Source organism: Nocardiopsis sp. NPDC057823, assembly GCF_042797335.1.
Classification (GTDB): Bacteria; Actinomycetota; Actinomycetes; order Streptosporangiales; family Streptosporangiaceae; genus Nocardiopsis; species Nocardiopsis changdeensis.
In genome coordinates this window covers 39,669-61,807 of sequence record NZ_JBHVLR010000015.1, presented here as the reverse complement: position 1 = coordinate 61,807, position 22,139 = coordinate 39,669, and the positions used below count along the sequence as shown (strand labels likewise).

General features: G+C 73.8%; 23 protein-coding genes. 5 read left to right on the top strand and 18 right to left on the bottom strand.

Features of this window, described 5'->3' with window-relative positions; translation table 11 throughout:
• The first annotated feature begins 182 nt into the window (after positions 1–182).
• Positions 183–338 carry a hypothetical protein gene (locus ACFVNO_RS22445; protein ID WP_355269304.1) on the top strand — a complete coding sequence of 52 codons (156 nt, stop codon included), beginning with the start codon at positions 183–185 and terminating at the stop codon, positions 336–338.
• Positions 339–606: 268 nt separating this feature from the next.
• Here the strand turns inward: ACFVNO_RS22445 and cas6 are convergent, their stop codons facing one another.
• Positions 607–1,557, bottom strand: coding sequence for a CRISPR system precrRNA processing endoribonuclease RAMP protein Cas6 (gene cas6 / locus ACFVNO_RS22440; protein ID WP_355269302.1), 951 nt, complete (start codon positions 1,555–1,557; stop codon positions 607–609).
• Positions 1,558–1,630: 73 nt separating this feature from the next.
• On the bottom strand, positions 1,631–2,161 hold the full coding sequence (locus ACFVNO_RS22435) for a DUF1697 domain-containing protein (protein ID WP_355269300.1): 531 nt from the start codon (positions 2,159–2,161) through the stop codon (positions 1,631–1,633).
• 83 nt (positions 2,162–2,244) lie between these two features.
• Here ACFVNO_RS22435 and ACFVNO_RS22430 point away from each other — a divergent pair, with 83 nt between their 5' ends.
• Complete coding sequence (locus ACFVNO_RS22430) at positions 2,245–3,252, top strand: hypothetical protein (protein WP_355269298.1); 1,008 nt, start codon at positions 2,245–2,247, stop codon at positions 3,250–3,252.
• A 35-nt stretch (positions 3,253–3,287) separates the two neighbouring features.
• On the opposite strand, the gene ACFVNO_RS22425 is transcribed toward ACFVNO_RS22430, so the two are convergent.
• The gene (locus ACFVNO_RS22425; RefSeq protein WP_355269296.1) at positions 3,288–5,048 is read right to left on the bottom strand and encodes a cation acetate symporter; all 1,761 of its coding nucleotides are present in this window, start codon (positions 5,046–5,048) and stop codon (positions 3,288–3,290) included.
• Positions 5,045–5,515 carry a DUF485 domain-containing protein gene (locus tag ACFVNO_RS22420; protein ID WP_355269294.1) on the bottom strand — a complete coding sequence of 157 codons (471 nt, stop codon included), beginning with the start codon at positions 5,513–5,515 and terminating at the stop codon, positions 5,045–5,047. Before ACFVNO_RS22420 ends, ACFVNO_RS22425 begins: the two co-directional genes overlap by 4 nt.
• Positions 5,516–6,007: 492 nt before the next feature.
• Here ACFVNO_RS22420 and ACFVNO_RS22415 point away from each other — a divergent pair, with 492 nt between their 5' ends.
• The gene (locus ACFVNO_RS22415; RefSeq protein WP_355269292.1) at positions 6,008–6,262 is read left to right on the top strand and encodes a hypothetical protein; all 255 of its coding nucleotides are present in this window, start codon (positions 6,008–6,010) and stop codon (positions 6,260–6,262) included.
• Positions 6,263–6,423: 161 nt separating this feature from the next.
• Here ACFVNO_RS22415 and ACFVNO_RS22410 read toward each other — a convergent pair whose 3' ends face one another.
• The 9 genes from ACFVNO_RS22410 to ACFVNO_RS22370 form a co-directional block, all read right to left on the bottom strand.
• Entirely contained in the window at positions 6,424–7,512 is a 1,089-nt protein-coding gene (locus ACFVNO_RS22410; protein ID WP_355269290.1) for a GNAT family N-acetyltransferase, read from the bottom strand.
• A 154-nt stretch (positions 7,513–7,666) separates the two neighbouring features.
• Positions 7,667–8,872: an imidazolonepropionase gene (gene hutI / locus ACFVNO_RS22405; RefSeq protein WP_355269288.1), complete on the bottom strand. Its 1,206-nt coding sequence runs from the start codon at positions 8,870–8,872 to the stop codon at positions 7,667–7,669.
• 152 nt (positions 8,873–9,024) lie between these two features.
• Entirely contained in the window at positions 9,025–10,203 is a 1,179-nt protein-coding gene (locus ACFVNO_RS22400; RefSeq protein ID WP_378895484.1) for an RNA-guided endonuclease InsQ/TnpB family protein, read from the bottom strand.
• A gap of 86 nt (positions 10,204–10,289) precedes the next feature.
• Positions 10,290–11,639, bottom strand: a complete 1,350-nt coding sequence (locus ACFVNO_RS22395; RefSeq protein WP_378895482.1) for a formimidoylglutamate deiminase — start codon at positions 11,637–11,639, stop codon at positions 10,290–10,292.
• Positions 11,636–12,841, bottom strand: a complete 1,206-nt coding sequence (locus tag ACFVNO_RS22390; protein WP_378895558.1) for an allantoate amidohydrolase — start codon at positions 12,839–12,841, stop codon at positions 11,636–11,638. Before ACFVNO_RS22390 ends, ACFVNO_RS22395 begins: the two co-directional genes overlap by 4 nt.
• Positions 12,842–12,893: 52 nt before the next feature.
• Positions 12,894–14,552 carry a urocanate hydratase gene (gene hutU, locus ACFVNO_RS22385; RefSeq protein WP_378895480.1) on the bottom strand — a complete coding sequence of 553 codons (1,659 nt, stop codon included), beginning with the start codon at positions 14,550–14,552 and terminating at the stop codon, positions 12,894–12,896.
• A 23-nt stretch (positions 14,553–14,575) separates the two neighbouring features.
• On the bottom strand, positions 14,576–16,123 hold the full coding sequence (gene hutH / locus ACFVNO_RS22380; protein WP_220560026.1) for a histidine ammonia-lyase: 1,548 nt from the start codon (positions 16,121–16,123) through the stop codon (positions 14,576–14,578).
• A gap of 83 nt (positions 16,124–16,206) precedes the next feature.
• On the bottom strand, positions 16,207–16,608 hold the full coding sequence (locus ACFVNO_RS22375) for a type II toxin-antitoxin system VapC family toxin (protein WP_220560025.1): 402 nt from the start codon (positions 16,606–16,608) through the stop codon (positions 16,207–16,209).
• On the bottom strand, positions 16,605–16,859 hold the full coding sequence (locus ACFVNO_RS22370) for a hypothetical protein (protein WP_378895477.1): 255 nt from the start codon (positions 16,857–16,859) through the stop codon (positions 16,605–16,607). The genes ACFVNO_RS22375 and ACFVNO_RS22370 overlap by 4 nt, the downstream gene beginning before the upstream one ends.
• Before the next feature lie 94 nt (positions 16,860–16,953).
• On the opposite strand from ACFVNO_RS22370, the gene ACFVNO_RS22365 reads away from it, so the two are divergent.
• Positions 16,954–17,712 carry an IclR family transcriptional regulator gene (locus tag ACFVNO_RS22365; RefSeq protein WP_355269278.1) on the top strand — a complete coding sequence of 253 codons (759 nt, stop codon included), beginning with the start codon at positions 16,954–16,956 and terminating at the stop codon, positions 17,710–17,712.
• On the opposite strand, the gene ACFVNO_RS22360 is transcribed toward ACFVNO_RS22365, so the two are convergent.
• Entirely contained in the window at positions 17,709–18,392 is a 684-nt protein-coding gene (locus tag ACFVNO_RS22360) for a hypothetical protein (protein WP_355269276.1), read from the bottom strand. The genes ACFVNO_RS22365 and ACFVNO_RS22360 overlap by 4 nt on opposite strands.
• 146 nt (positions 18,393–18,538) lie before the next feature.
• Between ACFVNO_RS22360 and ACFVNO_RS22355 the strand changes: the two genes are divergently transcribed.
• Positions 18,539–18,811, top strand: a complete 273-nt coding sequence (locus tag ACFVNO_RS22355; RefSeq protein WP_220560021.1) for a hypothetical protein — start codon at positions 18,539–18,541, stop codon at positions 18,809–18,811.
• 271 nt (positions 18,812–19,082) lie between these two features.
• Here the strand turns inward: ACFVNO_RS22355 and ACFVNO_RS22350 are convergent, their stop codons facing one another.
• From ACFVNO_RS22350 to ACFVNO_RS22335, 4 genes are all read right to left on the bottom strand, one after another.
• Positions 19,083–19,454 carry an RNA polymerase-binding protein RbpA gene (locus ACFVNO_RS22350; RefSeq protein ID WP_073381179.1) on the bottom strand — a complete coding sequence of 124 codons (372 nt, stop codon included), beginning with the start codon at positions 19,452–19,454 and terminating at the stop codon, positions 19,083–19,085.
• A gap of 81 nt (positions 19,455–19,535) precedes the next feature.
• Positions 19,536–19,772 (bottom strand): preprotein translocase subunit SecG, encoded by a 237-nt coding sequence (secG, locus tag ACFVNO_RS22345; protein ID WP_220560020.1) that lies wholly within the window; start codon positions 19,770–19,772, stop codon positions 19,536–19,538.
• Positions 19,773–20,054: 282 nt separating this feature from the next.
• On the bottom strand, positions 20,055–20,834 hold the full coding sequence (gene tpiA / locus ACFVNO_RS22340) for a triose-phosphate isomerase (RefSeq protein WP_220560019.1): 780 nt from the start codon (positions 20,832–20,834) through the stop codon (positions 20,055–20,057).
• A gap of 36 nt (positions 20,835–20,870) precedes the next feature.
• Entirely contained in the window at positions 20,871–22,055 is a 1,185-nt protein-coding gene (locus tag ACFVNO_RS22335) for a phosphoglycerate kinase (protein WP_355269273.1), read from the bottom strand.
• Between the last annotated feature and the right edge of the window lie 84 nt (positions 22,056–22,139).

The window sequence follows — 22,139 nt, the reverse complement described above, 5'->3', positions numbered from 1 at the left end:
ACTCTCGGACGGTCCGGTCCCATCGACAGCCCACAACCCTTACCAGCACAAGGGCGGCGAGGCATCCCCGGGGAGGGGATTGGCCCGAACCGGCCACCCGGCGAGGGGGCCGGGCGGCCGCCGCCCGTGTCTGTCCGAGAGGGTTTCCATGCACGAACCACCCACGGTACGGAGGTTCCCCGGTGTCGCCGCACACATCAGAGACGATCACCCAGCACGAGCCCGCTCCGACCGCCCCTCCGGAGCCCGCCCCGCTCACCCCGCAGGAGCTGGTCCCGCACCTGCGCGACCTGGCCCGGTCCCTGCGCGAGCGGGCCGCCGACCGGCGCTCCTCCTGACCCGGACGGGCAGCGGACCCCACGGTCCCCCTCCCCGGAACGCCCCGACCGGAGCCGTTCCGGACCGGTTCCCCGGCCCCACCCCGCCGGGAGCCGCACGGCGACGAGATCCACCGCCCCCGCGCCCTTCGACCCCGCGTGCAGGCGGCCCCGCCGGTCCGGTCGTCCCCCTCCTCCCGCGCCCCGGCCCCCGCGCGTGCACGACAGCGCCTCCGGCGTCCCCGCCCGCCGCGGACCTCGCCCGCCACCGCCCCCGGCCGCGAGCCCCTCAGTCGAAGAGCAGTCCTCCGAACTCCTCCAGCCCGGCCACCGCCGCACGTGTCTCCAGCGGCCCGGGCCGGGAGGGCGGCCGCTGGGGGGCGCGGCGGGCCCTCTGGGCCACCGCCGCGGAGGACGGGGCGCCCGGGGTCACGGTGTCCACCAGCACCGAGCCGAAGCCCTGCGCCGTGTACTTGCCCACGCCGGTCAGCTCCACCAGTTCCAGCAGGGCGGTGAAGGCCTCGGCGTGCCGCCGGTCGCCGCCGGTCAGCTCCAGGCGCAGCCCGCCCTGCCAGCCCAGCACGGTGCGGCCCTCGGCCTGGTGGTGCTCGGCCAGCCGGATCTCCTCACCGGGCACGGGAAGGCGGCGCACCAGGTCCAGCCCCTCGAACGCCGACTCCAGCCAGGCCCCCGCCAGCGCGGGCGGCGCGAACCGGGCGACCGCGCCCATCGCCCCGCTGCCGCCGACGATCCCGCCGCCGGAGCGGTGCACCGCCCCGAAGATCCGGCGCGGCCCCGGCCACACGTGCGGGATCCGCTCACCGGAGGAGTCCCGGGTGGCGGTGACCACGGGGGTGCGGCTGCGCAGCTCGGCCGAGCGGACCGGCAGCGGCCCCCGCGGACCGGCCAGCAGCTCCCCGTAGCGCCGGTCGAAGGTGCGGGTCACCGACAGGGGTTCGAGCAGGTGGTCGCCGATCCGCTGGACCCGGCCCACCGCCTCCTCGGGGTCCGAGGGCGGCGGCACCTCGTCGTCCAGCCAGGTCAGCGTCCAGTGGTACAGCCGGTCGCCCAGCGGGGCGGGCCAGCCGTTCATCGCCCACCGCTTGGCCAGCGCGTGTTCCTCCGGAGGGTGGGGCCACCAGCGGTTGAGCAGGCCGTGGCAGTCCTCGGGACGGATCGGGCGCGCCGTGTCGGCCCGGTCGCGCAGGATCACGGTCCATCGTCTCGGCACCGGCACCACCGTCCATTCGGGGAACGCGCCGTGGTCTTCTCTCGGACAGATGTTTTCTCTCGGACAAGTATTTCGGCAGGGGTCAGGAGCGCGCCATCTCCGCGAGCCTGAGCACCGTCCGCCAGTTGCGCCCGGTGACGAACCCGTCGGCGTGCCGGGCCACCACGTCGGGCAGCCGCGCGAAGCGCAGGCCCTCCTCGTGGACGGTGTACGCCTCGGTCGCGGTCGCCGCGAGGCGCTCGCGCGGGTACTCCGCCGGGTCCAGCGCGGACAGCGCCGCGGTGTCCAGCGTCCCCGAGCAGAACAGGACGAGGAAACGGGAGGGGTCGACCACCTCCAGCGGATTGGCCTCCACCGCGGCGCCGAGCGCCTCCGCGGTGCGCACCACCACCGGCACCTCCAGCCCGAACCGCTCGCGCAGCCCCGCGCCCACCGCCGCGGCCACCGCCTCCGGCCCCTCGTCCCCCGAGGCGACCACGGCGTTCCCGCTCTGCAGGTGGGTGGCGGCGTCCCGGTAGCCCAGGTCGCCGAGCAGGCCCCGCAGGTCGGCCATGGCGATCCGGTTGTGCTTACCGACATTGACCCCGCGCAGCAACACCACGTAGACACCCATGGGGCCATTGTGCCGACCGGTACCGACGCCCCGGCCCGTACCCTGGGGAACGCCGCGCTGTTGCACCGAATCCCGGAGACGCCGTGACCCGCCTGAGCCATACGTTCGACCTCGCCCCCGCCGACCGGGGAACGGTGGACCGGATCGTCGCGGGCCTGTACGAGATGGCCGCGGCCTGCCGGTTCGACGGCCGCGGCTGGCTGCTGCCGCCCGCCGAGGAGGACCTCGCCCCGCTGGTCGAGCGCGCCGGGGAACTCGGGCTCGTCGACGTGCGCGAGCGCGCCGGGCGGCTGGCCCGGCGGGAGGCCGCCGCCGCGGAGCTGCGCGACGGCTCGCCCGACCCCGAGCGCCGGAAGGCGCTGGAGGCCCTGGCGGCCCGGTCGGGGCTCCAGCTCCAGACCGGCCGCCACCTCCAGGAGCGCGCCCACTACCTGGTCGCCGAGCTCTCCCCCGACGGGGTCCCCGTCGAACCCGGCGACGACGAGGACAAGGGGTGGAGCAGCACCGGGGTCACCGTCACCTCCTGGGACCCCTGGGGCCGCGCCTCCGTCGAGTACGCCATGCCCGACACCGCCGGCACCGGCGACGCCCCGGTGACCTGGGGCTCGGTGTCCCACGACGGGGCGGCCGGCACCCTGGACTGGACCCTGGACGTCCGGCTGCCCGGGCGCGGCCCCCGGCTGCGCTCGGCCTCGGCCTCCCTGCACCTGGACCTGGACGCCTGGTACGCCGCCCTGGAGGACGGTCCGGTGCCGCCGGTGCACCTGACCGCCACCCACGCCATGGCCCGGGTGGAGGGATGGGTCGAAGCGGCGGCGACCCCGGCGGGGCGCTGGTCGGTGAAGGTCGTCCTGGACGTGCGCGGCCGGGGCCTGTACCGGCCGTTCGTGGCCGCTGCCCTGTGGGCGACGCGCACCTCCTTCCGCAGGCGGGACGCCCGGATCCGCCGGGAGGGCGCCGACGAGCCGACCGTGGCCGACCGGCTGGAGCAGGCGGCCCGGGCCTGGGACGCCGCGGCGCGCTCCGCGCCGGAGATCCCCGCCCTGCTGGCCGACCTGGCCCGGGCCCTGGAGCGGGCGCGCCGCCCCTGACCCCCTCCCCGGGCCCGGCCCCGGGCGCCCCGCGGTCACTCCTGGTCGGCGCCCCAGCCGGTGAGGGAGCGCACCCGCAGCTCGGTGAACCGGGCGCTGTTGCGCTCGGGCGAGAGCAGGCTGCCCACCACCGCGCAGGCGAACCCGACGGGCACCGCGATCAGCGCCGGGTTCTCCAGGGGGAAGAAGCCGATGTCGACCCACGACGGCAGCACCGACAGGTTCTCCCCGGTGACCGGGTCGGTCTTGCCCGACATCACCGGCGAGAACAGCATGAGCAGCAGGGTGGACGCCAGACCGCCGTAGATGCCCCACTCCACGCCCTTGGTGTTGAACCGGCGCCAGAACATGGTGAGCACGATGACCGGGAGGTTGGCCGCGGCCGCGATGGCGAAGGCCAGGCCCACCAGGAACGCCACGTTCTGCTCCTGGGCCTGCACGGCCAGCGCGATGGCCACCGCGCCGATCAGGCACGCGGAGAACCGGGCCACCGCCACCTCCTGCGACTCGCGCGGGCGCCCCCACATGAGGATGTGCCCGAACAGGTCGTGGGCGATGGAGGAGGACGAGGCCAGGGTGAGGCTGGCGATGACCGCCAGGATGGTGGCCAGCGCCACCGCGGAGATCAGCGCGAGCAGCACCGCGGCGCCGACCGGCCCGGCGGTGAGCCGCCCCAGCTCCTCGGCGAGCATCGGCACCGCGCTGTTGCCGGAGGGGTCCAGGGCGAGGATGCGCTCGGAGCCCACCAGGGCGGCCGCACCGAACCCCAGGGCGAGGGTCATCAGGTAGAAGGCCCCGACCATGAGGATGGCGCGGTTGACCGAGGAGCGCGCCGAGCGCCCGTCGGGCACGGTGTAGAAGCGGATGAGGATGTGCGGCAGGGCGACCGTGCCCAGCACCAGTGCCAGCCCCAGGCTGATCAGGTCGAGCTTGTTGAACATGGTGGTCGCCGGCTCCCCCGGCACCTCCACGCCGAAGCCCAGCCCCGGCTCCAAAAACGCCGGCCCGTGGCCGCTGGCGTCGGCGGCGGCGCCCAGCAGGGCGCGCGGGTCGAACGAGAACATGGCCAGGACCAGGACGGTGAGCAGCCCGGTCGCGCCCAGCAGCACGACCGCCTTGATGATCTGGAGCCAGGTGGCGGCCTTCATGCCGCCGTACATGACGTAGACGATCATCAGCACCCCGACCAGCACGATCGCGCCGGTGCGGGCCTGGGCGGCGTCCACGCCCAGGAAGGTGCCGCCGTCGTGCAGCCCGAGCAGGACCGACACCAGCGCGCCGGCGCCGACCATCTGGGCGACCAGGTAGAACACGCACACGATGACGGTGGAGACCGTGCAGGCCAGCCGCACCCGCATCCGGCGCATCCGGAACGCGGGCAGGTCGGCCATGGTGAACCGGCCGGTGTTGCGCATCAGCTGGGCCATGGGCAGTACCAGCAGCCAGGCCACCAGGAAGCCGATGGAGTACAGGAACCCGTCGTACCCCTGGAGGGAGATCATCCCGGCGATGCCCAGGAACGAGGCGGCCGACAGGTAGTCGCCGGTGAGCGCCAGGCCGTTCTGGGTGCTGGAGAAGCCGCGCCCGCCCGCGTAGTAGTCGACGGCGCCCCTGGTGGTGCGCCGGGCCCGGATGGTGATGGCCAGGGTGACCAGGACGAACAGGGCGCACAGCCCGATGGTCCAGGCGTGCGCGACGCCGAACCGGCCGTCCAGCGCGGTGGGCGCGGCGAGGAGGTGGGCGGCGCCGTCCCCCGTGACGGCACCGATCACCCCGGGCGCGCCGGCCGCGGTCATGGGCGCACCGCCGCGCCGTCCGCCCCGTCCCGCGCGGCCGGGTACGGCCGGGCGCCGCCGGCGGCGCGGTCCCGGACCTGTGCGGCCAGGGGGTCGATCGCGCGTTCCGAGAAACGGCCGAACGCCCAGGCGAGCACGAAGGTGAGCAGGAACTGCCCTATTCCCATGACCAGGGCGACATTGACGGATTCGGCGATCCGGATGCTCATGAAATCGCGCGCGTAGGCCGACAGCAGCAGATAGGACATGTAACTGCCGAGGAAGGCGGCGACCAGCAGGCCCGCCTGAATCGCGAATCTCCTTCGTAGTCGAACGAAGCCCGGATCGACGGACATGCGTTCGCAGGCGTGGGCGATATCGGCCTGTGCGCGCCGCCGCGCCGCCGCCGACCTGCCCGGGGGCGCGTGGAGTTCCCCTCCGGGTTCCGGCACGCGCCTTCTGTAGACGCCCTCCATGTAATCGACCACGGCCCTCCCCCTGAATTCACCTTCTCCCGGGCACCGCTCCCCCGCGGCCCCGCCACCGCTCGGCGCGCCGTCCGCGGCGAACGTGTGCGAACCCCCGCACCCGCCGCGGGCGCCCCCCTATTTCCGAGCGGTACGGGCAACACCCTAGCCACGGTTTCCACCCCGTGTTCATCAAATGCGCAAATCGACTGGGGGAAATCACCGGACACCGTTTCAGGAACGGACGAAGAAGAAGTCGCGACTACAGGCGGCACCAAATCGCCGCACATCACGCGACCCGGATCACACGTGCGCGGAAGCGGGGAAGGCCCTGTTCAACGCGGGCACGCCGGAGCCGTCGGGCCGCAACGGTCCCCGGTCTTCGCTAGGCTTCGGGGCGACCCCGAACCCTTGCACGGCGAACCCGGTGAACATCCGGCCGTTTCGTTCGTACAGGTGTATGATCAGGGGGTCCTGCACTGTTCAACGCGATACCGAAGGGAAATCCCCGCCGTGGTCACCGAGGTCTTCACGCGCAAGTACTGCGATCCCCACGCCGTCCGCGAGGAGAAGGTCGAGGCGACTGAGGTCATCCAGTTCGCCTGGGACGGCACCGTCCGCGAGGTCGACGCCTGCGCCGACTGCTTCAAGGAGCACGAGGCCCGCTTCGAGCCGCTGGTCGACTACTCGCGCCCGGTCAAGAAGCGCCGCGCCACCAAGAAGTCCGCCGAGACCGCGGGCGCCGAGGCCGACGAGAGCGGCGAGTAACACCCGCGCCCGGTCCGGCACCGCCCGCGACCGCCCGCGCACCCGAGCACTCCTCCACGGACGAGCGCTCCCGTGCCCCAGGAGACGGCCTCGACGCGTCGAGCACGAACGGGGGTCGGCGACACCCCCGGTGCCGTCGGCCCCCGTTCCCGTGCGGACGGTCAGCCGCGGCCCATGAGGCGGGCCAGGCGGCCCTCCCGCTCCCCGGAGGGGCCGGACTGCAGGGCTTCGGCGACCGGGAGCCGCGCGTGCACGTAGGAGCCCTCCTGCACCCGCACCGAGGCGCCGGAGCGGCCCATGATCCGCAGCATCGCGGTGTTGGACAGGGTGGTCTCCGCCCGCACCTCCGCCAGCCCCCAGTCCGCGGCGACGACGGTCAGCGCCCGGGCCAGCGCGGTGCCCACACCGCGGCCCTGCCAGGCGTCCTCCACCAGGAACGCGATCTCCCCGACACCCGGGTCCAGGGTGTACATGAGGTGGCCCAGGGCCACCGGCTCCTCCTCCCCCTGCGGCCGCACCGCCAGCGTCAGGCCGCGTTCGGGGTCGCAGAACACGCGGAGCATCTGCGGGGTCGGCTCGGCCAGCCCCGCCAGGTAGCGACCGCGCACCGTCTCGGGGGTGCAGCGGCGGTGCAGGTCCACCACGGCGGGCGCGTCCGCCTCGCGCACCTGGCGCAACGACAGCGGGACGCCCTCTCCGGTACGGACGATCCGGTCGGTGGGCACCGGGCCGGCGGAGGGCATCACCGAGCGCACCAGGGCGTCGGCGCGGCTGGACTCGGTCCAGGTGAAGGGGCGGGAGGCGCGGCGCACCAGCACCCCGCGCAGCGGGCCGACCGGCACCAGCAGGGAGGTGCCCGGCTCCGGGCCGCCCGGGCCCTCGGCCCGGGTCAGGTTGGTCCAGCGGGCCCCGTCGGCCGCCAGCAGCTCGGCCAGCGCGTCGGGCAGCCGGTTGGGGTGGGCGCGCAGCCGCGCGGTGAGCAGCAGGGCCCGGGTCACGTCGTCGCCGACCTCGCGCCGGTGGGCGGGGACCGCCGTCACCGTCCCGGTCGGGCAGTGCTCCTGGAGCGCGCGCAGCGCCGCCCCGGGGTCGCCCGGGATCTCCGCCACGAACTCGTCCACCACGCCCGAGACGTCGGTGTGGATGGACAGCCCCACGATGTCGCCGCCGCACCCCGCGAGGGCTCCGACGAGTCCGGCCAGACCGCCGGGCCGGTCCTCGACCGCGGTCCTGATGCGCCACAGACCCACAGCGCCCCCTGGAGAAGATGTTCCCGCCGCCGCGGGGACGACGCTGTCCCCGCGGCGGCGGGACGCGCACCGACGTGATCCCAGGTTGGGGGACGCAGGTTTCCGGGACGTTAGGCGCCCGTTGAGTTCTGCGCCCCGCCGCTCCGAACGGGGCTCAGGGGCGGCCGTGGGCCAGGACGCCGTCCTTCCACACCGCGGCGACCAGGGGGACGCCCGGCCGGTAGGCCAGGTAGAGGTGGTTGGGCGCGTCCAGCAGCACCAGGTCGGCGCGGGCGCCCGGGGACAGCCGGCCCACGTCGGTGCGGCGCAGCGCCAGCGCCCCGCCCGCCGTGGCCGCCCACACGGCCTCGTCGGGGGTCATCCCCATGTCGCGGACCGCGACGGCGATGCAGAACGCCAGGCTGGAGGTGAAGCACGACCCCGGGTTGCAGTCGCTGGCCAGGGCCACGACCGCGCCCGCGTCGATGAGCGCCCGCGCGTCCGGGTAGCTCTGCCGGGTGGAGAAGTCCACCCCCGGCAGCAGGGTCGCCACGGTCGGCTCGGGCCGCCCGCCCGCCTGCGCCAGCGCGTCCACGTCCTCGGCGGACAGGTAGGTGCAGTGGTCCACCGACGCCGCGCCCACCTCCACCGCCAGGCGGACCCCCGGGCCCTCGCCCAGCTGGTTGCCGTGCACACGGGGCAGCAGCCCCCGCTCCATCCCGGCGGCCAGCACCCGGCGCGAGGCCTCCTCGTCGAAGGCGCCGCGCTCGCAGAACACGTCGATCCACCGCGCGTGGGGGGCGCACGCGTCCAGCATCGGGCCGGTGACCAGGTCCACGTACCCCTGCGGGTCGTCGGCGTACTCGGGCGCCACCACGTGCGCCCCCAGGAAGGTGACCTCGTCGGTCACCCGCCCCGCCACCCGCAGGGACCGCGCCTCGTCGGCGACGGTCAGCCCGTACCCGGACTTGACCTCCAGGGTGGTCGTGCCCTGGGCGCGCGCCTCGGCGACAAAGCCGCGCGCCCGCCCCAGCAGCTCGGCGTCCGAGGCCGCCCGGGTGGCCGCCACGGTGGTGCGGATGCCCCCGGCGGAATAGGGGGTCCCGCTCATCCGGGCGGCGAACTCGCGGCTGCGGTCGCCCGCGAACACGATGTGGGAGTGGGAGTCCACGAAACCGGGGAGGACGCACCTCCCGGCGGCGTCCACCCGCGCGTCGGCGGCCGGGGCCCGGCCGCGCGGACCGGCCCACGCCACCGTCCCGCCCTCGATGACCAGGGCGGCGTCCTCGACGGCGCCGACCGCCCCCTCCCCCAGCCCGGGGTCGTTGGTGACCAGGGTGGCGATGTCGTCGATGAGGATGCTCTCGGGCACGTCGGTCACTTGAGGGTCTCCTTGTTGGCTTCCTCCTCCTCGCGGGCGAGGAGGATTCCGACCGGGCCGTGCGGCCCGGTCGGCGCTGTCCGCCTCACGGCGGCAGCCGGTTCCTGCTTCACGGACATGGCATCCCAGAGGTCTCCGCAGGCTGGCACGGTTCACCCCGGTAAGGGGATTTCTGCCCATCCGCGCACAAGGGTGTTCTTGGCCGCGTTGACATCAGCGTTCTCCCGGTGCCCGCACACGGTGCACCGGAAGCTCGCTTGGCTCTCGCGAGACTTCGGGTCCACATGTCCGCACGGATGACAGGTCTGCGACGTGTACGCGGCATCGACCTCCACCACACGGGTCCCCGTGCGGCGGGCCTTGTTCTCACAGGCGAGCTTGAAACCGTGCCAGCCCTTGGAAAGGATCGCCTGGTTCAACCCCGCCTTCGCCCGCACGTTCCGCCCCGGCATCTCGACGGTGCCCTTGGCGGAGGCGGTCATGTTCGCGATGCGGAGTCTCTCCAGCACCACCACCGCGTTCTTCGCGCACAGCACGGCCGCGGTCTGCGCGCAGAAGTCGGCGCGGCGGGCGCGGACCCGCCCGGTAAGCGCCGACAGCGCGGCCTTGGTCCTGGCCCGGTTGCCGGATCCCCGGCACCGGCGGGACAGCCGACGGCGCAGGCGGCGCTCCCGCTCGTGCTCTTTCGGAGTCTGGAAGGTGCGGTCGAACAGGTCTCCGTCGCTGGTGGCCACCGCCACCGCCACCCCCCGGTCCACCCCCGCCGCGCTGCCCGGAACGGCATGGATCCCGGGAGTGTGCTCGCCGTCCTCGCACAGCAGCGACACGTACCAGTGTCGACCGTCCAAAGAGACGGTCGCCGAACGGATCGTGCCCTGCGGGGCACGGGACCACCGGAATCGCACCCACCCCAGCTTGGGCAGCTTCACCCGGCCGTGCTTGCGGCCCAAGCGCTCCACCGCGATCCGCGGCCCGTCCGGAAACCGGAACGACGGTTTCCACCGGCCCTTGGCACGCCAGCGCACCTTGAACGTGCCGTGGCGACGGCACGCGAAGTCCAGGTCCTTCAACGTCTGCTGGAGGATGTGCGACGGCGCGACCCTCAGCCACTCCTCTTCGGCCTTGGCCTCGACCAGTTGCGCGGCTTGCAGCCGGTAGCCGCAGAACGGGACATCCTGCCCGCGCCGCCACCGCCGGAGGACCTGACGGCGCTGGTCCAGAGCGGTGTTCCACACCGCACGACAGATCGCCCCGTACTCGACACACCGCTGTGCCTGCTCATCGGTCAGCGACAACCGGTACCGGTACGCGGTCAACATCGGCGGGAACACCCCCTCTCTCTTCAGAACCGAATCTTAGGAATCACCGATGACAATCCGTATTCGCTCGAATACCCGACAACCCGAGCAGGGGGCGCTCAAATCAGCGACTTGATCACCGTGTCGAGGTCGCGGGCGAGGTCGGGCATCCGGGTGTGGACGCCGTCGCGGACGGTCCAGCGCCCGTCGGCCATCACGTTGCGCACGTCGGAGGCGTCGGCGGCGAACACCACCGCGTCCACCCCGCGCGCCGGGTCCGCGCCGGCCAGCCGCACCCCCTCCAGGGGCACGTTGACCAGGTCGGCGCGGGACCCCGCGGCCAGCGCGCCCGCGTCGTCCCAGCCCAGGGTGGCGTGGGCGGTGGCCGCGCGCAGCAGGTCGCCCGCGCCCAGGGTGCCCCGCCGGTGGGTGCGCAGCCGCTCGTGCAGCTCCACGGCGCGCGCCTCCTCGAACATGTCGATCCGGGCGTGCTGGTCGCTGCCCAGGCTCAGCCTGCGGGCGTCCAGGTCGCCGGTGCGGGGCAGGCCGTCGGCCAGGTCCCGTTCGGTGGTGGGGCACAGGCACACCACCGAGCGGGACCCGCGGATCGCCGCGACGTCGCCGTCGGTGAGGTGGGTGGCGTGCACCAGGCTGGTGCGCTCCCCCAGCAGCCCGGCGTCGCCGAGCACTGCGGTGGGGGTGCGGCCGTGGGCGGCCAGGCAGGCCGCGTTCTCGGCGGGCTGCTCCGACAGGTGGACGTGCAGCGGGCCGCCGATCCCCGCGGCGGCGGCCGCCACCTCGGGCAGCTCCCGCACCGGGACCGCGCGCACCGAGTGGGCGGCCGCGCCCAGCAGGGCGTGACCGGGCAGCGGACCGAACGAGCGGACCCGCTCGGCCCAACCGGCGGCGTCGCCGTCGCCGAACCGCGTCTGGGGCCCGGCCAGCGGCCGGTACGTCCCGTCCGGCTCCAGCCCGCCCGCCAGGTAGCAGACGTCGAGCAGGGTCAGCCGCACCCCGGCGTCGGCGGCGGCCGCCACCAGCGCCCGCCCCATCTCGTTGGGGTCGGCGTAGCGGACCCCGCCCGGGGCGTGGTGCAGGTAGTGGAACTCGCCGACGCACGTCACCCCGGCCAGGGCCATCTCCGCGTAGACCGCGCGGGCCAGGCGCAGGTAGGTGTCCGGGTCGAGCCGGTCGGCCACCCGGTACATCACCTCGCGCCAGGTCCAGAACGAGCCGCCGTCGGCGTGGGTGCGCCCGCGCAGCGCCCGGTGGAAGGCGTGCGAGTGCGCGTCGGCCAGGCCCGGAAGGGTCACCCCGGGCAGCACCTCGGCGTCGGCGGGGGCCGCGGTACGGGCCGTGACCGCGGTGAACCGGCCGCCGGCGACCTCCAGCAGCACCCCCGGTTCGGGGGTGCCGTCGGCGGAGCCGGTCCAGGCCCATTCGCACCACAGGCGGGTCGGCGCGCTCATCGGACCGCCTCTCCGGTGAGCAGGTCGGCCAGGACGTCGGCCAGGGCCGCCACCCCGGCGTGGCAGTCGTCCGGGCGCGCCCACTCGTGCGGGGAGTGCGACACCCCGGTGGGGTTGCGCACGTACAGCATGGCGGTGGGGACGTGCGCGGCCAGCACCCCGGCGTCGTGCCCGGCGCCGGTGGGCAGCACCGGCACCGCCGGGCCGTCCCCGGCGAGCACCGCGCCGAGCCGGTCGCGCAGGCCCTCGGTGAAGGCCACCAGCGGGGTGCGGGACTCGGCGGTCACCGCCACCCCCACCCCGTGCTCCAGAGCTGCGCGCTCGGCGGCCCCGCGCACCCCGGCCACGACCGCCTCCAGGGCGGCCTCGTCGGCGGCCCGCGCGTCCAGCCAGGCGTTGACCAGCGACGGGATCGCGTTGGTGCCGTTGGGAATGACCCGGGCCTTGGCGACGGTGGCGCGGGCGCCGTGTGCGGCCGCCATCTCGCGGGCGGCCAGAATGGTGTGCGCGAACGGCAGCATGGGGTCGTTGCGGTCCTCCAGGCGGGTGGTCCCCGCGTGGTCGGCGCGGCCGGTGAAGTCCAGCCGCCACCGGCCGTGCGGCCAGATGGAGGAGCCCACGCCCACCGGGTGCGGGGTGTCCTCCAGCGCCCGGCCCTGCTCCACGTGCAGCTCCACGAACACGTCGAGCAGTCCCAGGGTCGCGGGGTCGGGGCCGGCGGCCGCCGGGTCCAGCCCGGCCCGCTCCATCGCCGCCGCCCAGGTCGTCCCGTCGGCGTCGGTCAGGCCCAGGGCCCGCTCCGGGGAGATCTCCCCGGTGCTCAGCCGGCTGCCCAGGCAGGGGACGCCGAACCGGCCGCCCTCCTCCTCGACGAACACCGCCAGGGCCAGCGGCCGCGCCGGGCGCACCCCGCGCCGGCGCAGCTCGTCCACCGCCGCCAGTGCGCTCACCACCCCCAGCGGGCCGTCGAAGGCCCCGCCCGAGGGCACCGAGTCCAGGTGCGAACCGGTGGCCACGGCGCCCGGCCCCGGCGCGCCCCACCAGGCCCACAGGTTGCCGTTGCGGTCGGTCCGCACGTCCAGTCCGCGGGCCTTCGCCTCCTGGACGAACCAGGCCCGGGCGTCGGTGTCGGCGCCCTCCCAGCTGAACCTGCGGTAGCCGCCGTCCGGGTCCCGGCCCACCGGGGCCAGGTCCGCCCACATCCGATCGAACGCCCCCGCGTCGGGGGCGGTGCCGTGCTGCGCCACCGGGACCCTACTCCCCCTCGCGCATCGGAACGCGGATGCCGTGGGCCCGGGCGACCTGCTCGGCCTGCTCGTACCCGGCGTCCACGTGGCGGATGACGCCCATGGCCGGGTCGTTGGTGAGCACCCGCTCCAGTTTGGCGGCGGCCAGGTCGGTGCCGTCGGCGACGCTGACCTGGCCGGCGTGCAGGGAGCGGCCCATGCCCACGCCGCCGCCGTGGTGGATGGACACCCAGGAGGCGCCCGAGGAGGTGTTGACCAGGGCGTTCAGCAGCGGCCAGTCGGCGATGGCGTCGGAGCCGTCCTTCATGCCCTCGGTCTCCCGGTAGGGGGAGGCCACCGAGCCGGTGTCCAGGTGGTCGCGGCCGATCGCCAGCGGGGCGGAGATCTCCCCGGCCGCCACGAGCTCGTTGAACCGCTGTCCGGCGGCGGCCCGCTCGCCCTGTCCCAGCCAGCAGATGCGGGCCGGGAGCCCCTGGAACGCCACCCGCTCGCCGGCCATGCGGATCCACCGGCCCAGGTGCTCGTTCTCGGGGAACAGGTCCAGGATCGCGCGGTCTGTGCGGGCGATGTCGGCGGGGTCGCCCGACAGCGCCGCCCACCGGAACGGCCCCTTGCCCTCGCAGAACAGCGGCCGGATGTAGGCGGGCACGAACCCGGGGAAGTCGAAGGCCCGGGTGAACCCGCCCTGGCGGGCCTCGTCGCGGATGGAGTTGCCGTAGTCGAACACCTCCGCCCCCGCGTCCAGGAACCCGACCATCGCCTCCACGTGCGCGGCCATCGACTCGCGGGCCCGCACCGTGAACTCCTCGGGCTTGGCGGCGGCCAGGCCCTTCCAGTCCTCGAACGCCACCCCGGCGGGCAGGTAGGCCAGCGGGTCGTGGGCGGAGGTCTGGTCGGTGACGATGTCGATGGGCGCCCCGCGCGAGAGCAGTTCCGGGAACACCTCGGCGGCGTTGCCCAGGACGCCGATGGACAGCGGGCGGCGCTGGTCGCGGGCGGCGGTCGCCAGCTCCAGGGCGTGGTCCAGGCCGTCGGCGCGCACGTCCAGGTAGCGGTGCTCGATGCGGCGGTCGATGCGGCTGGAGTCGCACTCCACCACGATCGCCACTCCGTCGTTCATGGTCACCGCGAGGGGCTGGGCGCCGCCCATGCCGCCCAGGCCGGCGGTCAGGGTGATGGTGCCGGCCAGCGTCCCGTTGAAGCGCTTGGCGGCGACCGCCGCGAACGTCTCGTAGGTGCCCTGGAGGATGCCCTGGGTGCCGATGTAGATCCACGAACCGGCGGTCATCTGCCCGTACATGGTCAGCCCCTGGGCCTCCAGGCGGCGGAACTCGGGCCAGTTCGCCCAGTCGCCCACCAGGTTGGAGTTGGCGATGAGGACGCGGGGCGCCCACTCGTGGGTGCGCATGATGCCGACCGGGCGGCCGGACTGCACGAGCAGGGTCTCGTCGCCCTCCAGGTCGCGCAGGGACGCGGTGATGCGGTCGAAGCTGCGCCAGTCGCGGGCGGCCTTGCCGGTGCCGCCGTAGACCACCAGCTCCTCGGGGTGCTCGGCGACCTCGGGGTCGAGGTTGTTGTGGAACATGCGCAGGGCGGCCTCCTGCTGCCAGCCCTTGGCCGACAGGGTGGTGCCGCGGGCGGCGCGGACGGTGCGCGGGGTGCTCATGGTGCCGTGTCCTCCTGGGGGTCTCACTGCAGCGGGGTGACGGATTCGGCGGCTGCGAGGACCGAGCCGTCGGTGATGAGTTCGCCGACCCGGGCGATCTCGGGGGCCAGGTAGCGGTCGGGGCCGGGGCCCTGGACGTGCTCGCGCAGGGCGCGCACGACGGCGCCGGTGGCCGGGCCCGGCTCCAGCGGCGAGCGCAGGTCCAGGGCGCGGGCGGCGGTCAGCAGCTCGACGGCCAGCACGCCGGTCAGGCCGTCGACGGCGCGGCGCAGCTTGCGGGCGGCCGACCAGCCCATGGACACGTGGTCCTCCTGCATCGCCGAGCTCGGGATGGAGTCGACGCTGGCGGGCACCGCCAGGCGCTTGAGCTCGGAGACGATGGCGGCCTGGGTGTACTGGGCGATCATGTGGCCGGAGTCGACGCCGGGGTCGTCGGCCAGGAAGGCGGGCAGCCCGTGCGAGCGGGACACGTCGAGCATGCGGTCGGTGCGGCGCTCGGCGATGGACGCCACGTCGGCGACCGCGATGGCCAGGAAGTCGAGCACGTAGGCCACCGGCGCGCCGTGGAAGTTGCCGTTGGACTCCACCCGGCCGTCGTCGAGCACCACCGGGTTGTCGATGACGCTGTCCAGTTCCCGGCCGGCGACGGTGAGCGCGTGGGCCAGGGTGTCGCGGGCGGCGCCGGCCACCTGGGGGGCGCAGCGCAGCGAGTAGGCGTCCTGGACCCGGCTGCAGTCGGGGCCGCGGTGGGAGGCGACGATCGGGGAGCCGGCGAGCAGGGCGCGCAGGTTGGCGGCGGAGGCGGCCTGCCCGGGGTGGGGGCGCATCCGCTGGAGGTCGTCGGCGAACACCCGGTCGGTGCCCAGCAGCGCCTCCACGCTCATGGCGGCGGTGATGTCGGCGACCTTGAGCAGCCGCTCCAGGTCCGTGCAGGCCAGGGCGAGCATGCCGAGCATGCCGTCGGTGCCGTTGATGAGCGCCAGGCCCTCCTTGGCGCCCAGCTCCACCGGCGTGATCCCGGCCTCGTGCAGGGCGGTGAAGGCGGGCTTGAGCTCCCCGGCGGAGTCGCGCACGTCGCCCTCCCCCATCAGGGCCAGCGCGACGTGCGACAGCGGGGCCAGGTCGCCGGAGCAGCCCAGGCTGCCGTACTCGTGCACGACGGGGGTGATCCCGGCGTTGAGCAGGGCGGCCAGGGTCTCGACGGTGGCCACCTCGACCCCGGTGTTGCCCGAGGCCAGCGTGCGCAGGCGCAGCAGCATCAGCGCGCGCACCACCTCGCGCTCCACCTCCGGGCCGGCGCCCGCGGCGTGCGAGCGGATGAGCGAGCGCTGCAGCCGCGCCCGCAGGTCGGGCGCGATGTGGCGGGTGGCCAGGGCGCCGAACCCGGTACTGACGCCGTACGCGGGGACCTCGCCGCGGGCCAGGGCCTCGACCCGCTCGCGGCCGTGCCGGACGGCCTTGCGGGCCTCCTCGGTGAGGGTGACGTGGGCGCCGTGGCGGGCGACGGCCAGGACTTGGGCCGGGGTGAGCGGGGCGCCGCCGACGGTGACGGGAGCAACTGCTGTGGACATGCCCCCATTCGACACCCCGCGCCACCACCGCCGCAGGCCCGACACGGCCATTGTGTCTGAGATACCGGACAGACGGCCTCCGGCTAGCGGATGACCCTCACCTCACAGCGCAGTCCCGGAGCCGCGGCGAGTCGGGCGTCCGCGGTGACCAGGGCGCAGTCCAGCGCTTCGGCGACCGCCGCGTAGGCGGCGTCATAGGCGCTGACGTTGTTGCGCAGCTCCCAGACGCGCTCGGCGATCGCCCCGACCACTTCGACGTAGCCGATGGTCTGCATCCCGTAGAGCTTGAGCGCGGCCTCCGCGTCGGGCAGGGGGATCTTGTGCCCCAGCACGAGCCCCCGCATCGAGCTCAGGAGTTCCACCGGCTGATGGCTCGGCGCGTACCACTCCGGGTCGCTGCCGAGGACTCTTTGCGCGACTCCGGAACCGTGTCCGGACACTCCGAGGTAGAGGTCGACGAGGGCCGAGGTGTCGACAACGATCACGCCACTTCACTTCCGGACTCGGGGGCGCCGTCTCCTCGGGCCTCGCGCACCGCGGCGACGATCTCCTCCACGGTCAGCTTGGCTCCGGGCAACGGCGTCTGCTCGACGATCGCGCGGTTGCGTGCGAAGCGGGCCTCTTTCTCCAAAAGAGCGAGCAAGTACGCCTGGAGCGATTTGCCCGACCTCTTGGCCTCCGCGGCCAGGGCCTCTCTGACCTCATCGGGGACGTCTTTGATCTGGATAGCGCTCATGGGGTCATCATAACCCCGGTTCAGCTGATTTGAAGTTATTTCAGCGCCACTATGGCGCCAATGCGTATGCAGGATTCCGTGGCAGACTCGGGGCATGAGCATCGTCCCGGCGGCGACCCGCGCCCTGCGGCTCCTGCGGTTCCTGGCGACGCGCCCGGGGCCGGTGTCGGCGGCGGCCGCCGCCGCGGAGCTGGGCATCCCGCGTTCCAGCGTCTACCAGCTGCTGGAGGCGATGGCCGAGGAGGGGTTCGTGACCCACCTGCCGGAGGAGCGGAGGTGGGGGCTGGGCGTGGCCGCCTTCGAGATCGGCTCGGCCTACCTGCGCCACGACGGTATGGAACGGCTGGCCCGGCCGCTGCTGGCGCGCCTCACCGAGGCCACCGGAGCCACCTCGCACCTGGGGGTGCTGCACGGCGCCGACACGCTCTACCTGCTCAAGGAGCAGCCGCCGCACGCGCCGTCGCTGATCACCGGGGTGGGGGTGCGCCTGCCCGCGCACCTGACCGCGTCCGGGCGCGCCATGCTGGCGCTGCTGCCGCGCGCCCAGGTGCGCGCCCTGTACCCCGGGGCGGCGGCGTTCACCGACCGCACCGGGCGCGGCCCGGGCGACCCCGCCGAGCTGCGCCGGGTGCTGGCCGAGGAGGCGCGGCAGGGCTGGTCCATGGAGGACGGCCAGGTGACGGAGGGGTTCGTGTCGGTGGCCGCCGCGGCACTGGACCACAACGGGCGCCCCGCGGCGGCGATCAGCCTGACCGTGCCCAGCGCCCGGCCGGTCACCCCCCAGGCGCTGGCCGGCCGGGTGCGCGACGCGGCCGCCGAGCTGACGCGCAGGCTCGGCGGCCGCACCCCCTAGGCCGCCTTGGGGCGGACGCGCTGGACGATCCCGGGGAAGGGCGCGGTGTTCTCGATCATGCGCAGGATCTTCTCCTCCAGGTCCTTGGGCACCTGGACGTAGAACTGGGTGGCCGCCTCGGGGTCCTCCTCCAGGCCCAGGGCGCCGGCGCTCTCGGCCCAGGAGGGCAGTTCGGCGTCGGTGCGGGGGGTGTCCAGCGAGAACTCGATGAAGTAGGTGGTCCGGTGGGCCACCACGGTCTCCTCGCGGATGCGCCGGATCTCGGGCCAGGCGATGAAGGTGCCCTCGCCCGGGAACCACCACTTGCGCTCCTGGAGCACCGTGACGCCGTCGCTGTCGGCGCTGATCCCCTGCCGGGTGATGCGCTGGGGCAGGCCGCGCAGCACGAACACGTTGCTCACCGGGCCGATGAACATCATCGTCAGCGACGCCGAGACCCACAGGGCCACCGACCCGACCGTCGTCTCGTCGTTGAGCACGTGCCAGAACGTGGAGCCCAGGACCACGAGGAAGCCGAGGGTCAGGGTGGCCGAGAAGTAGGCCACGGCGATCCACATCCGGGCGTTGGGTCCGCGCAGGCTGACGTATCTGCGCAGGTGGGAGACTCCGGTGGGCGGATGGGTCAGGTCCGAGGGGACGCCCCGTGTCACAGGGACGTCCGAGGGGTCGGGGGAAGCCATGGGTCCATTGTCCCCCTCCCCCGCCGTGCTCGGTGCGTCCGACATGCCCGCTTCTGCCGCTATATAGGCGGTTCGGTACCGAACGGACCGGAACGATACGGTGAAATCCCGGGTGGGGAGGGGAGCGGGCCGTTAGAGTCCGACCCATGAATCCCAACACGAGACCGGGCGCGAGCGAGTACGACACCGAACTGAGGGCCGGTGGCCGGGTCGTCTCCCTGGACGGGATGGTCTACCAGGGGCGCACCGTCCTGGTGGAGGGCCCGGAGATGTTCGAGCCCCTGGAGCGCTGGGCCAAGGGGGTGGCCGAGGCGCTGGGCGAGCCGGTGACCTGGCGGGCCACGGACCGCAAGGGGGAGCTCGCCGGACGCGGCACCGTCCAGCCGGGCCCCGCCGCTCAGAACCTGCGGGCGCTCTGAGCACCGCACTTGGCGCACTGGAACTTGCGGTCGTCGCCGAGAATCCAGTCGTGGTCCCCGCCGGTAGGGCATGCGGACATGGACACCAACTCCTTGGGAGGGGGCTGCGAGGGGTCTGCGCTGCTCACTGTACGTCCCACGCACCACACCAGTCCCGAGAATGAGGAAATTCCACTCTTCGCTCACCTTTGCCACGACGTGCGCGAACGCCGACGGGGCCCGTCGCACAGGCGACGGGCCCCGGGCAGGTTCGAAGCGAAGGGGGTGTGCGTCAGTTGCGGGCGGCGCGCATGTGGGCCTCGACCGCGGCACGGTCGGCGCGCAGCTTGGCCAGGGCCTCGTCGAGGATGAGCTTGCCCTCCTCCGCGCTGCGCCGCTCCTTCACGTACGCCAGGTGGGTCTTGTAGGGCTCGGTGCGCGGCGGCGACGGGGGGTTCGCCTTGTCCTTGCCCGCGGGGAACCCGCAGCGGGGGCAGTCCCACTCGTCGGGGACGAGCGCCTCACTGGCGAAACTGGGCACGACCTCGTGCAGGTTCGCACAGTAGAACGGGACCCGGATGCGCGGGGCGGCCTCGCCGCGCTCCGCCTCGCCCATGGGACCGGCTCCGACCCGGCTGCCACGGATGGCACTGCCACTACCCACGAAAAACTCCTTCGGCGAACACGCTCACCGGCGACTCTGGCGAGCTTGACTGTGGAGGGTGAGCACCCGCTGGGTCGCGGGTCACATCCCCCGGTTGATCAGCAGGCCGAGGACGACACCGGCGATGATCCAGAGGACGGCGACGATGATGGTCATCCGGTCGAGGTTGCGCTCGACCACCGACGATCCACCGAGCGAGGAGGTGACACCGCCGCCGAACATGTCGGAGAGGCCGCCGCCCTTGCCCTTGTGCAGCAGCACGAGGAGGACCAGCAGCACGCTGAGAAGCATCACGAAGATGGACAGACCGAGGATCACACGCTCACCCGTAGCTCGACCCCGCAGCGGGGGGATGGACACCTCGATCCCCCGCTTCCCTCCCGTCCCGTCGGTGCCGTCGCGGCACCGGCCCGGTTCAGGGGGAGGAGGAGATCGGGGACGATTTCGGATTTTACCGTGCCCTGAGTGACACGGGTGGGGAAACGGCAAGGGACGCAGGAACCCCACAGCGAAGTGTAGCCCGACCTGGAGACCCGTCGGGCGCCCCGCCCGTCACCGTTGCGCAACGGAGTGCGACGATGGCGGACGGGGCGGGAGGGGTCAGCCGTTCTCCGCGAAGCGGATGATCTTGACGAACTCCTCGGCCTTCAGGCAGGCGCCGCCCACCAGGGCGCCGTCCACGTCCTTCTCGGCCATGATGCCGGGGGCGTTGTCGCCCTTGACCGAGCCGCCGTAGAGCACTCGCACCTTGTCGGCCAGGTCGGCCGAGTACAGCTCGGCCAGGCGGCCGCGGATCGCCGAGCACACCTCCTGGGCGTCGGCCGGGGTGGCGACCTCGCCGGTGCCGATGGCCCACACCGGCTCGTAGGCGATCACCAGGCGCTCGGCCTGTTCGGCCGGGATCTCCTTGAGGGCGCCGTCGACCTGGGACAGCACGTGCTCGACCTGGCCGCCGGCCTTGCGCACGTCCAGGCCCTCGCCCACGCACAGCAGCGGCACGATGTCGTTCTTGAACGCGGCCTTGATCTTGGCGTTGACCAGCGCGTCGTCCTCGTTGTGGTACTCGCGGCGCTCGGAGTGGCCCACCAGGACGTAGGCGCAGTCCAGCTTGGCCAGCATGGCGCCGGAGATCTCGCCGGTGTAGGCGCCCTTGTCGTGGGCGGAGATGTCCTGGGCCCCGTACCCGATGCGCAGCCGGTCGCCGTCCACCAGCGTCTGCACGCTGCGGATGTCGGTGAACGGCGGCAGGACGACGACCTCGGCGGCCTCGTAGTCCTTGTCCTCCAGGGAGAAGGCCAGCTTCTGGACGAGCGCGATGGCCTCCAGGTGGTTGTTGTTCATCTTCCAGTTGCCCGCGATGAGCGGCAGCCGCTGGGTCATACGGATCACTTCCTCGGAAAGTCTCGGGGGTTCGCGTCAGCGCAGGGCGTCGATGCCGGGCAGGTCCTTGCCCTCCAGGTACTCCAGGCTGGCACCGCCGCCGGTGGAGATGTGGCCGAAGGCCGCCTCGTCGAAGCCGAGGGCGCGCACGGCCGCGGCCGAGTCGCCGCCGCCGACCACGGTGAAGGCGTCGGAGTCGATGAGGGCCTGGGCCAGGGCGCGGGTGCCCCCGGCGTAGGGCTCCATCTCGAACACGCCCATGGGGCCGTTCCAGAACACGGTCCTGGCGTCGGCGAGCTTCTCCGCGAACAGGGCGCGGCTGCGGGGGCCGATGTCCAGGCCCATCCGGTCGGCCGGGATGGCGTCCACGTCCACGTCGGCGTGCGCGGCGTCGGCGGCGAACTTCTCGGCGGCCACCACGTCCACCGGCAGGACGATCTCCACGCCCTCGCGCTCGGCCCGCTCCAGGTAGCCCCGGACGGTGTCGAGCTGGTCGGTCTCCAGCAGGCTGGTGCCGACCTCGTGGCCCTGGGCCCGCAGGAAGGTGAACACCATGCCGCCGCCGATGAGGATGCGGTCGGCGGTGCCCAGCAGGTTGTCGATGACGCCGAGCTTGTCGGAGACCTTGGAGCCGCCCAGGACCACGGCGTAGGGGCGCTGCGGGTCGGTGGTGAGCTTCTTGAGGACCTCGACCTCGGTCAGGACCAGGCCGCCGACGGCGTGCGGGAGCCTGCCGGGCAGGTCGTACACGCTGGCGTGCCTGCGGTGCACCGCGCCGAACGCGTCGCCCACGTACAGGTCGGCGAGCTGCGCGAACCGGTCGGCCAGCTCGCCGCGCTCGGCGTCGTCCTTGCTGGTCTCGCCGGGCTCGAAGCGCACGTTCTCCAGCAGCGCCACCTCGCCGTCGGCCAGCCCGTCGCAGACGGCGCGGGCGGACTCGCCGGCGGTGTCGGCGGCGAAGGCCACCTCGGTGCCGAGCAGCTCGCCCAGGCGGGCCGCCACCGGGCGCAGGGAGTAGCGGGGGTCCGGGGCGCCCTTGGGGCGGCCCAGGTGGGCTGCGACGATGACGCGGGCGCCGCGCTCGCGGAGCGCTTCGATGGTCGGCAGGGCCGCACGGATGCGCCCGTCGTCGGTGATCCGCTCGCCGTCCAGGGGCACGTTCAGGTCGGCCCGGACGAACACGCGCTTGCCGGAGACGTCGAGGTCGTCGATCGTCCGCATGCTGGTCTCCTCGTGACGAATATCGGGTCTTGCCGCCCCTGGTCGCAGGGGCCGGAAAGGGGCGCGCTCACGACGGCACCCCTC

What these genes read in the sequence shown, in the direction of transcription:
- ACFVNO_RS22435 (WP_355269300.1), bottom strand. Translation starts at nt 2,161, where the DNA reads ATGGGTGTCTACGTGGTGTTGCTGCGCGGGGTCAATGTCGGTAAGCAC.
- ACFVNO_RS22425 (WP_355269296.1), bottom strand. Translation starts at nt 5,048, where the DNA reads ATGACCGCGGCCGGCGCGCCCGGGGTGATCGGTGCCGTCACGGGGGAC.
- ACFVNO_RS22395 (WP_378895482.1), bottom strand. Translation starts at nt 11,639, where the DNA reads ATGAGCGCGCCGACCCGCCTGTGGTGCGAATGGGCCTGGACCGGCTCC.
- ACFVNO_RS22390 (WP_378895558.1), bottom strand. Translation starts at nt 12,841, where the DNA reads ATGTGGGCGGACCTGGCCCCGGTGGGCCGGGACCCGGACGGCGGCTAC.
- hutU (WP_378895480.1), bottom strand. Translation starts at nt 14,552, where the DNA reads ATGAGCACCCCGCGCACCGTCCGCGCCGCCCGCGGCACCACCCTGTCG.
- hutH (WP_220560026.1), bottom strand. Translation starts at nt 16,123, where the DNA reads ATGTCCACAGCAGTTGCTCCCGTCACCGTCGGCGGCGCCCCGCTCACC.
- ACFVNO_RS22370 (WP_378895477.1), bottom strand. Translation starts at nt 16,859, where the DNA reads ATGAGCGCTATCCAGATCAAAGACGTCCCCGATGAGGTCAGAGAGGCC.
- ACFVNO_RS22365 (WP_355269278.1), top strand. Translation starts at nt 16,954, where the DNA reads ATGAGCATCGTCCCGGCGGCGACCCGCGCCCTGCGGCTCCTGCGGTTC.
- ACFVNO_RS22360 (WP_355269276.1), bottom strand. Translation starts at nt 18,392, where the DNA reads ATGGCTTCCCCCGACCCCTCGGACGTCCCTGTGACACGGGGCGTCCCC.
- ACFVNO_RS22355 (WP_220560021.1), top strand. Translation starts at nt 18,539, where the DNA reads ATGAATCCCAACACGAGACCGGGCGCGAGCGAGTACGACACCGAACTG.
- tpiA (WP_220560019.1), bottom strand. Translation starts at nt 20,834, where the DNA reads ATGACCCAGCGGCTGCCGCTCATCGCGGGCAACTGGAAGATGAACAAC.
- ACFVNO_RS22335 (WP_355269273.1), bottom strand. Translation starts at nt 22,055, where the DNA reads ATGCGGACGATCGACGACCTCGACGTCTCCGGCAAGCGCGTGTTCGTC.